The sequence below is a fragment of the Stenotrophomonas maltophilia group sp. msm1 genome (genome assembly GCF_032025805.1).
In the GTDB taxonomy this organism is placed as follows: Bacteria; Pseudomonadota; Gammaproteobacteria; order Xanthomonadales; family Xanthomonadaceae; genus Stenotrophomonas; species Stenotrophomonas hibiscicola.
On record NZ_JAVSKH010000001.1, the window covers coordinates 1,349,661 to 1,359,013 of the forward strand.

The 9,353-nt window shown below is 66.1% G+C and carries 8 protein-coding genes; 7 read left to right on the forward strand and 1 reads right to left on the reverse strand.

What is annotated here, in order from left to right; translation table 11 throughout:
• The first annotated feature begins 513 nt into the window (after positions 1-513).
• The 3 genes from ROV95_RS05975 (at position 514) to pncB (ending at position 3,481) form a co-directional block, all read left to right on the forward strand.
• On the forward strand, positions 514-1,365 hold the full coding sequence (locus ROV95_RS05975) for a glycosyltransferase (protein ID WP_021203169.1): 852 nt from the start codon (positions 514-516) through the stop codon (positions 1,363-1,365).
• The gene (locus tag ROV95_RS05980; RefSeq protein ID WP_312543486.1) at positions 1,362-2,201 is read left to right on the forward strand and encodes a glycosyltransferase family 2 protein; all 840 of its coding nucleotides are present in this window, start codon (positions 1,362-1,364) and stop codon (positions 2,199-2,201) included. Before ROV95_RS05975 ends, ROV95_RS05980 begins: the two co-directional genes overlap by 4 nt.
• Before the next feature lie 101 nt (positions 2,202-2,302).
• Positions 2,303-3,481, forward strand: a complete 1,179-nt coding sequence (gene pncB / locus ROV95_RS05985) for a nicotinate phosphoribosyltransferase (protein ID WP_021203170.1) — start codon at positions 2,303-2,305, stop codon at positions 3,479-3,481.
• A gap of 10 nt (positions 3,482-3,491) precedes the next feature.
• Here pncB and ROV95_RS05990 read toward each other — a convergent pair whose 3' ends face one another.
• Positions 3,492-3,857: a hypothetical protein gene (locus ROV95_RS05990; RefSeq protein WP_111098855.1), complete on the reverse strand. Its 366-nt coding sequence runs from the start codon at positions 3,855-3,857 to the stop codon at positions 3,492-3,494.
• Between the two features lie 459 nt (positions 3,858-4,316).
• Between ROV95_RS05990 and ROV95_RS05995 the strand changes: the two genes are divergently transcribed.
• From ROV95_RS05995 to ROV95_RS06010, 4 genes are all read left to right on the forward strand, one after another.
• The gene (locus ROV95_RS05995) at positions 4,317-4,856 is read left to right on the forward strand and encodes a fimbrial protein (RefSeq protein ID WP_019661017.1); all 540 of its coding nucleotides are present in this window, start codon (positions 4,317-4,319) and stop codon (positions 4,854-4,856) included.
• A gap of 85 nt (positions 4,857-4,941) precedes the next feature.
• On the forward strand, positions 4,942-5,670 hold the full coding sequence (locus ROV95_RS06000; protein WP_019661018.1) for a molecular chaperone: 729 nt from the start codon (positions 4,942-4,944) through the stop codon (positions 5,668-5,670).
• Positions 5,671-5,762: 92 nt separating this feature from the next.
• Positions 5,763-8,327, forward strand: coding sequence for a fimbria/pilus outer membrane usher protein (locus tag ROV95_RS06005; RefSeq protein ID WP_312543489.1), 2,565 nt, complete (start codon positions 5,763-5,765; stop codon positions 8,325-8,327).
• On the forward strand, positions 8,318-9,352 hold the full coding sequence (locus ROV95_RS06010; RefSeq protein ID WP_021203174.1) for a fimbrial protein: 1,035 nt from the start codon (positions 8,318-8,320) through the stop codon (positions 9,350-9,352). The genes ROV95_RS06005 and ROV95_RS06010 overlap by 10 nt, the downstream gene beginning before the upstream one ends.
• Position 9,353: the final 1 nt, after the last annotated feature.

Consider the following 9,353-nt stretch of genomic DNA (forward strand, 5'->3'; position numbering starts at 1 on the left):
CATGCGGCTCACACCCCGCAAACCCACAGTGCCCCGCCTTCGACAGTTTCCTGCTTGCTGTTGGTAGGTGTCGACCTTGGTCGACACGATCCACGCCATGCGTGGATGACTCTCCATCGAAATCGAATATTTCGATATCTGTGAGATCTGAGCCGAGCACGGCTCGGCTCTACAGAAGAGCAGGCAGGTCGCGGAAAACTGTCGACGGTGGGGTGGGTCCGGTTGTGGGGGCGTGAGCCGCATGGATGCGGCGACCGAGCTTACATGGGTGAGGGCGCTTTGCTTGCGAAGCACTGCTTCGCAAGCGCCCGAACGCACAGCCGCCAGCGGCTGGGCCGGGCCCCGGAGGGGGACTTGCAGCGTCCCCCGCAACCGGACCCACCCCGCCAACCCCAGGAACCCAGCTCGTGCTTCGGCTGTTGCTGTTGCCCTGGCCTGAAGCGGGTGCCGGGTGCAACCCGGCCGATACCCTCCCGGTGCTAGGCTGTGGCTAACGACAACCACGGAGGCGGGATGGGGGCGATCGTGTTGTTGCCGCTGTGCGTGGACGATGCCGCGCTCGACCGCTGCCTGGCCGCACTGGATGCCGGCACCGCGCCGGGCACCGCGGTCTGGTTGGCCGACGATGCGCAGACCGGGCCGCGCGCGCAGGCGGTGGTGGAACATTGGTTGGCGCATACGCCACTGCAGGCCGAGTACACCCGCCGCGCGCGGCCGCTGGGCGAGGTGGCCCACCTGGACGAGATGCTGCGCGCCTGCGATGGCCTGGACGTGGCCGTGCTGGCACCGGACAGCGTGCCTGCGCCGGGTTGGCTGCAACAATTGCAGGATGCCTTCGCCCGCGATGCCGCCATCGCGACCGCAACCCCGTGGTGCAATGCCGGCGAAACCGCAGCGTGGCCACGGTTGGGCGAGATCAATCCCGAGCCCGAGGATGCGGCGCTGCTGGCACAGACCTGCGCCGCCTTGCCGGCGCTGCACCCGGAACTGCCATCGGCGGTCACCCATGCGGTTCTGGTGCGTGGCAATGCGCGCCGCCGCGCCGGTGGCCTGGATGTGGACAGCTACGCTGGCTGGAACGCGGCCCTGGTCGACCTCAGCCTGCGCATGGCCGGCCTGGGCTGGCGCAACGTACTGTGCGAGACCGCCTTTGTGAGCCGGGCGGGCGAGGCGGCCAGCCGCGATGGCGACCTTGAGGCGCTGGCTGCGCGTTGGCCTGGCTGGGTGCCGCGCCTGGCCGATTTCCTGATGCACGATCCATTGCACGGGCTGCGCGCCGACCTGCAGCAGCGCATGCGGCAGGCGATAATGCCGAAGGAACAGGGCGACCTGTTCGTTCCTTCCGCGCCGGAGTCACTCGCTTGAATGTTGCCATCGCCGCCATCGTCGTGACCTACCAGAGTGCCAGCACCATCGATGCCTGCCTCTCGCGCCTGCGCCAGGCGCAGGACGTGGCCGAGATCCGGGTGATCGACAATGGCTCGATGGATGGCACGCTGGACATCGTGCAGCGCCATGCCAGCCACGATCCGCGCGTGCGTTTCGTCGGCAACCCGGACAATCCCGGCTTCGCCGCTGCCAACAACCAGGGCGTGGCCGATTCGCGCAGCCCCTGGTTGGCCTTCATCAACCCGGACCTGATGGTCGAGCCGGAGACGTTGGCCGCACTGCGCAGCCGGGCGGAAGCACTGGGCGATTGCCTGCTCGGTGTCGAGCAGGTGGACGAGCAGGGCCATGCCGACGAAGCCGTGCGCCGCCGCGACCCGGATTTCCTGATGATGCTGCGCTCGCCGGGAAAGGGCTCGAAGCTGGCGCTGCCGCGTGACCCGCAGCAGGTGCTGCAGCGGGTGCCGGCACTGTCTGGCGCACTGCTGATGATGCCGCGTGCATTGTTCGACCGGATCGGAGGCTGGGACGCCGGGTATCGTCTGCACGCCGAAGACCTGGACCTGTGCCGGCGTGCACGCGAAGCCGGGGCCGTGGTGGCGATTGCAAACGACCTGCAGGTCACCCATGTACGTGGCGTCTCGAGCCGATCGCGGCCGTTCTTCGTTGAATGGCACAAGCACAGGGGCCTGTGGCGCTACTTTCAGAAGTTCGAGGCCAGGCAGCGTTCGCTGCCGGTGCGCGTGGCGGTGTGGGCCGCGATCTGGGGGCACGCCCTGATGCTGGTACCGCGCCTGTTGCACAGGTCGTTGTAGGGCCGAACCTGCATCCACGCATGGCGCGGATCTACCCACGCGGAGAGCCGAGCGTGCCCGCGGCCACCCCGGTTCACCCGTCCGGGCGCATAATCCGCCTCATGCCTATCATCCAGTCCCTGCTCGACACCGACCTGTACAAGTTCACCATGATGCAGGCGGTGCTCCACCAGCACCCCGGTGCCCAGGTGCAGTACCGGTTCAAGTGCCGCACGCCCGGCATCGACCTGGCCCATTACATCGACCAGATCGACGAAGAGATCGACCACCTGTGCAGCCTGCGTTTCAGCGACGCGGAACTGGACTACATGCGCGGCCTGCGCTTCGTGAAGCCCGACTTCGCCGATTTCCTCGGCTTGTTCCATCTGGACCGCAAGTACATCCAGCTGCGCGCGTCGACGGCCGTGCCCGGCGAAATCGAACTGGACATCACTGGCCCGTGGCTGCATACCATCCTGTTCGAAGTCCCGCTGCTGGCGATCATCAACGAAGTCTGGTTCCGCAACACCACCACCGCCGACTTTGCCGAGGGCGAGCGTCGGCTGCAGGCCAAGGCGGCGCTGCTGCGTGATACTCCCGGTTTCGAACAGTGCCGCATTGCCGACTACGGCAGCCGCCGCCGTTATTCGCGTGACTGGCATGCGCGCCTGCTGCCGCTGCTGCGCGATGCGCTCGGCCCGCAACTGGTCGGCACCAGCAACGTGCACTTCGCCCGCCTGTACGGCATGACCCCGCACGGCACCATGGCCCATGAGTACCTGCAGGCATTCCAGGCACTTGGCCCGCGCCTGCGTGATTCGCAGGTGGCGGCACTGGAATCGTGGGCACGCGAGTACCGCGGCGACCTCGGCATCGCGCTGTCCGACGTGGTCGGCCTGGATGCGTTCCTGCGCGATTTCGACATGTATTTCTGCAAGCTGTTCGACGGTGTCCGCCACGACTCGGGCGATCCGTTCGACTGGGGCGACCGCATGCTGGCGCATTTCCAGCAGCGCCGGGTGGATCCGCGCACCAAGGTGCTGGTGTTCAGCGATGGGCTCGACATCGCCAAGGTGATGCGCCTGTACGACTACTTCCGTGGTCGCTGCCAGGTCGCCTTCGGCGTTGGCACCCACCTGACCAATGATCTGGGGCCAACGCCGCTCAACATCGTCATCAAGATGGTCCGCTGCAATGGCCAGCCGGTGGCCAAGCTCAGCGATTCGCCAGGCAAGAGCATGTGCGACGACCCGGGCTACCTGGCCTACCTGCGCCAGGTGTTCGAGCTGCCGCCGGCGTAAGCGTGCCGGCTTACAGGTAGTCGACCACCACCAGATAGGCGCCCTGCAGCGGCTGCTGCGTCGACGCCTGCACGCTGTAACGCTCGGAGAAGGCGATATCGCCGGCGCGCAGCGCGCTGGCCGACACCGACAGCTTCTGGCCGTGGCGCTTGCCGTCGCGCAGCGTCGCGGCCTGGCCGTTGGCCAGCGCCGTCACTTCCACCGTCGAGCCCTTGGCCGACGGCGGGCAGGCGGCCAGGCTCAGCTCGCCCTGGGACAGATTCGTCGTGCAGCCCGGCTCGGCGATGCGGCCACTGAAACGGATGCTGCCGCTGCTGGCCTGGGCCAGCGCACTGACGGACATCAGGGCCACGCACAGCAGAATGGAATTCCTCATGACACGTTCTCTGGTTCGGTGTGTCCTAGTTAGCGACAGCTTCGATCAGCCTTTAATAGGACGATTCCGAATCTGCTAGGGCCATCACCAAGAAAGAGTGATGCGCATCAAAGAAGACGATTTCCGCCGGGAAAAGGTTTGTTTCCGTGCATGCCGAACGCGCCACCCGAAGCGTCATCCAGGGTCGCTTCTGACCTGATCCGGCGACCGTCGGGTTCCCGAACCCCCGTGGGTCCTGATTTCGGCTATCACGTCACATTTCCAGCGTCAATGAATTGACGTTCAGAAAAATAATGAGACTTTCATCACACTTGCACCTATACTTGCGTCACGGATTCAGGGAAAGCTACGTCCGAGTCCGGCCACAGGTGAGACGCAAGGATGGGTCTTGTTAGCCCGGCAGTGCTCCTTGCTTCCTCCTCTACTTCTCATCTCTTCAGTAGGGTTAGGTAAAAGCGAATGCACAAGATCAATATCATCGCCGCTCTGATGCTGGCCGCCGCTCCGCTGGCCGCCAACGCCGCCGACGGCACCATCACCTTCAATGGCAAGGTGACCGACAAGACCTGCACCATCTCGACCCCGGGCGGCAAGGACTTCGCCGTGACGCTGCCGACCGTGTCCAAGAACACCCTGGCCACCGCCGGCGCCGTTGCGGGCCGTACCCCGTTCGCCATCAACCTGACCAAGTGCAGCGCCGGCAACGTCGCCACCTACTTCGAGCCGGGTTCGACCGTCGACTTCAACAGTGGCCGCCTGGTCAACCAGGCCTCGGCCAACGCTGCCACCAACGTGCAGCTGCAGCTGCTGGGCTCGAACAACCAGTTCCTGCCGATCAAGGCGGCTGGTGCTGGCCTGGCCCAGACCAACTCGCAGTGGGTCACCGTCGGCACCGACGGCTCGGCCGACCTGAACTACTACGCTGAGTACTACGCCACTGCCGCCGCCACCCCGGGCGACGTCACCAGCAGCGTCAAGTACACGATCATCTACAACTGATCGCAGTCATGCCCCCACTGGCCGGCGTTCGCGCCGGCCGGTGTTCCGCGGCCGCTGGCCACACCCCTCGAGCGTAGTACTTCCGATGAAAGCATTCTTTCCCCGGGCGCTGCTGCTGGCAGCGTTCACGCTGCCCTTCTGCCAGAACGCACTGGCCGGCGTGGTGGTCAATGGCACGCGAGTGATCTATCCGGCGCAGGCGCGCGAAGTCACCGTGCAGGTCGACAACGTGGGCGATTCGCCGGCGCTGGTGCAGGCCTGGATCGACAGCGGCGACGCCAACCAGACCGCCGATACCAGCGATGCCCCGTTCGTGCTTACACCGCCGATCGCGCGTGTCGAGCCGGGCCGCAGCCAGGCGCTGCGACTGATCTTCTCCGGCGCGCAGCTGCCGACCGACCGTGAGTCGGTGTTCTGGCTCAACGTGCTGGATGTGCCGCCGTCCCCGGACAACGCCGAAAGCGGCGAACAGAATTACCTGCAGGTCGCGTTCCGTTCGCGCCTGAAGCTTTTCTACCGGCCGCAGGGCCTGAAGGGCGTCGCCAACGACGCGCCGGCAGCGCTGCGCTGGACCCGCAATGGCGACCGCCTGCGGGTGGAAAACCCGAGCCCCTTCCACGTCACTCTGGCCGAAGTACATGCCGTAACCGGCAGCAGTGAAAAGGCCGTCGAGGACAAGGGCGCGATGGTCGCGCCGAAGCAGAGCCTGGAGTTCGCCGCACCGGCGGGCACCGGCCAGGTCCGCTTCATCACCATCAACGACTACGGCGGCCGGGTGGAACACACCATCCGCCTCGGCAGCACCGGGGGCTGAACGCGCCGCGCCGGCCCCTGGCCTGCGCATCCCGCCACCGCCGCTGTGCGGCGAATTGAAGGAATGTCAGTGTGATCGGAAACAGATTGACATTGTCGATCCATCAGGCGCTTTGCCTGTTGGTTGCTGGTGTGGCCTGCCCAGGATGGGCGCTGGCGGCACCGGCCAATCTCGGCGAACAGGCGCTGATGGCGCAGAGTGGTGCGGCCAATGCGCGTGCACCGGAATCGGCCCAGTTCAACTCCAGCTTCCTGTCTGGCCAGGCCAAGCAGGTCGACCTGGCGGCCTTCAGCAACGGCAATCCGATGGTGGCCGGCAACTATCGTGTCGACGTCTACGTCAACGGTGCCTGGCAGGGCCGTCGCGATCTGCAGTTCAAGGCCGATGCGCAGGGCCGTGTCGACGCCTGCCTGCCGCTGCCGATGCTGGAAGAAATGGGCGTGGACAGCGAGGCCGTGCTGCTGCAGCAGGATCCGTCCGTGCCCACCGACAAGACCAGCTGCGTGCCGGTCCAGCAGCGCATGGCCAATGCCTATGGTGTCTATGACAGCGGCAACCTGCGCTACGACCTCAGCATCCCGCAGGTGTTCCTGCGCCGTGAGGCGCGCGGCTACGTCAACCCGGCGCTGTGGGATCGCGGCATCAATGCCGGCTTCGTCGGCTACAGCTTCAATGCCATCGACAGCGACAGCCGTGTCGAAGGTGGCCAGCGCAACCGCAGTGCCTACCTCGGCCTCAACGCCGGCATGAACCTGGGTGGCTGGCAGTTCCGCCACGATTCGAACCTGACCTGGTCCGAGGGCGATGGCCGCCATTGGCAGAGCATCGCCACCTATGCACAGCGCGGCATTCCGCAGGTGCGCGGCATGCTCACCATCGGTGAGGCCTACACCACCGGTGAACTGTTCGACTCGATCGGTTACCGCGGTGCCAGCCTGGCCAGCGACGACCGCATGCTGCCCGATTCGCTGCGCGGCTACGCGCCGGTCGTGCGCGGCATCGCCGAGACCAATGCACGCATCGAAGTGCGCCAGAACGAGCAGCTGATCTACTCCTCCACCGTGTCGCCGGGCAGCTTCGTCATCGACGACCTGTACCCGACCGGCTACGGCGGCGACCTGGAAGTGAGCGTGATCGAGGCCGATGGCCGCCGCCGCGAATTCAAGGTGCCGTTCGGTTCGGTGCCGCAGATGCTGCGCGAAGGCGTGTCGCGTTACTCGCTGACCGCCGGCCAGGTGCGCAACAAGCTGCTGGCCGACGAACCCTGGCTGGTGCAGGGGACCTACCAGCGTGGCATCGGCAACCAGCTGACCCTGTACGGGGGCACTGCGCTGAGCGACGGCTACCTGTCGCTGCTGTATGGCGTCGGCCTGTCCACGCCGGTCGGTGCGTTCGCTGCCGACGTCACCCATGCGCGTACCTCGTTCAACCACTACGGCAGCCACACCGGCGCCAGCGTGCGGCTGAGCTACAGCAACATGATCGGCGAGACCGGCACCAATCTGACCCTGGCCGCCTACCGCTATTCGACCGAAGGCTTCTACAGCCTGCAGGATGCGCTGTATGGCCGTGATTCGGACACGCGCGGCATCGATCCGACCACCCGTGGCCGTCAGCGCAGCCAGTTCCAGATAACGCTGAACCAGCCGCTGGGACGTCGCGGCGGCGCGCTGTACGTGACCGGCTCGGTGCGCGACTTCTATGATCGTTCGGGCACCTCCAAGCAGTACCAGGTGGGCTACAACAACGCCTGGCGCTCGGTGAACTACGGCTTCTCGGCGCTGCGCACCGAAGAGGGCGTGCTCGGCCGTTCCGACACCCAGTACCTGCTGTCGATGAGCGTGCCGCTGGGCCGGGGTACCCACCCGGTGTCGTTCAGCGCCGATCTGGGCATGCGCGATCGTGGTGGCTACGACAACAGCCGCGTCGGCATCACCGGTTCGGCCGGCGTCGACAACAACTTCAGCTACGGCGTGGCGCTGTCCGATTCCCGCGAGGGTGGCACCACGGCGGTCGGCAACGCCGAGTACCGCAGCCGCTACTCCGCGTTGAACGCGACCTACAGCCACTCGCGCGATTTCCGCCAGGCCTCGGTCGGTGCCAACGGCAGCGTGGTCGTGCATCCGGGCGGCTTCACCTTCACCCCGCAGCGGGGCGACACCATGGTGCTGGTGGAAGCGCCGGGTGCGCGCGATGCGATCGTCAGCAACGCCCCGGGCCTGCGCGTAGATGGCCGTGGATATGCAGTGGTTCCGTACGTATCGCCGTACCGCCTCAACACCGTCACCCTTGACCCGCAGGGCATGGCCCATGACGTCGAGCTGGAAAGCACCAGCCAGTCGATCGCGCCGTTCGCCGGTGCCATCAGCTACCTGCGCTTCGATACCCGCAAAGGCAATGCGCTGCTGATCCAGGTACGCAATGCCGATGGCCGCAGCATGCCGTTCGGTGCGCAGGTCAAGGATGAGCAGGGCCAGCCGGTGGGCATGGTCAGCCAGGGCGGCCGCCTGTACGTGCGCAGTGAAAAGAGCCAGGGCCGCCTGCTGGTGGAGTGGGGCGCCGGTGCAGACCAGCGCTGCACCATCGATTACCAGGTTCCGTCGGGCGCCGATGCGTCCAAGACCGGCTTCATCCCGCTGGAGGCAGCATGCCGATGATTTCTTCCCGCAGCCGCACGCTGCTTGCCGCCATGGCCGTGATGGGGGGTATCGCCGTGGCCAGCCCGGCGTTGGCGACCTGCTATATCACCCAGCAGGGCTTTGTCGCGCAGGACGTGCAGATGGACATGGGGCAGATCGTGATCCTGCCCAGCCTGCCCGTCGGTGGTGTGATCAAGGAGTTGATCGTGCCGATCAACCAGCGCGACAGCATCGGTTACTGCGATCGCTGGGGCGGTAGTGCCAACGGGCGTTTCGTCAACGCCGCACAGCAAAACGCAGTCCCGGGTTTCAGCAACGTCTATGCGACCGATGTAGCGGGAGTGGGTATCCGTGTCTATCGTGATTCGGGCACCATCCAGACCTACTACCCGCACACGCTGCAATTGGGGGGCAACCGGACGTTGACCCTCAATGGTGGCCGCTTCCGCGTGGAGCTGATCAAGACCGCCGCGCAGACGGGCTCGGGCATCATCGCGCCCAACGGCCGCTTCACCACCTACTATCTCGACGGCGACGGTCCTGGCCGTCCGGAGCTGACCTCGACGTTCAAGGGCTCGGGTACCACCGTGGTCAGCCCCACCTGCGAAGTGCAGGCCGGCAGCCGCAACATCGCCGTCGATTTCGGCAGCGTGCCCAACACCACCTTCACCGGTGTCGGCTCCAAGGCCGCTGATCGCGATTTCGAGATCCGCCTGAACTGCCAGGGCAGCAACGTGGCCGCCTACCAGAGCAAGATCGGCATCCGCCTCGACGCCGACCAGGACAGCTCGAACATGCCGGGCGTGCTCAAGCTCAGCGCGGCCAGCAACAGCGCCACGCGCATCGGCATCCAGATGGTCCAGCGCGACGGCAGCACCGAGCGAGAAGTGCGCTTCGGCCAGACCATCAACGTCGGCACTACGGCGCCGGGTACCAGCGTCATGGCGCTGCCGTTGCGCGCGCGCTATGTGCAGACCCAGGCAGGTACCGTCGGTGCGGGCACCGCCAACGGGCAGGCGACGTTCACCATCCAGTACGAGTAGC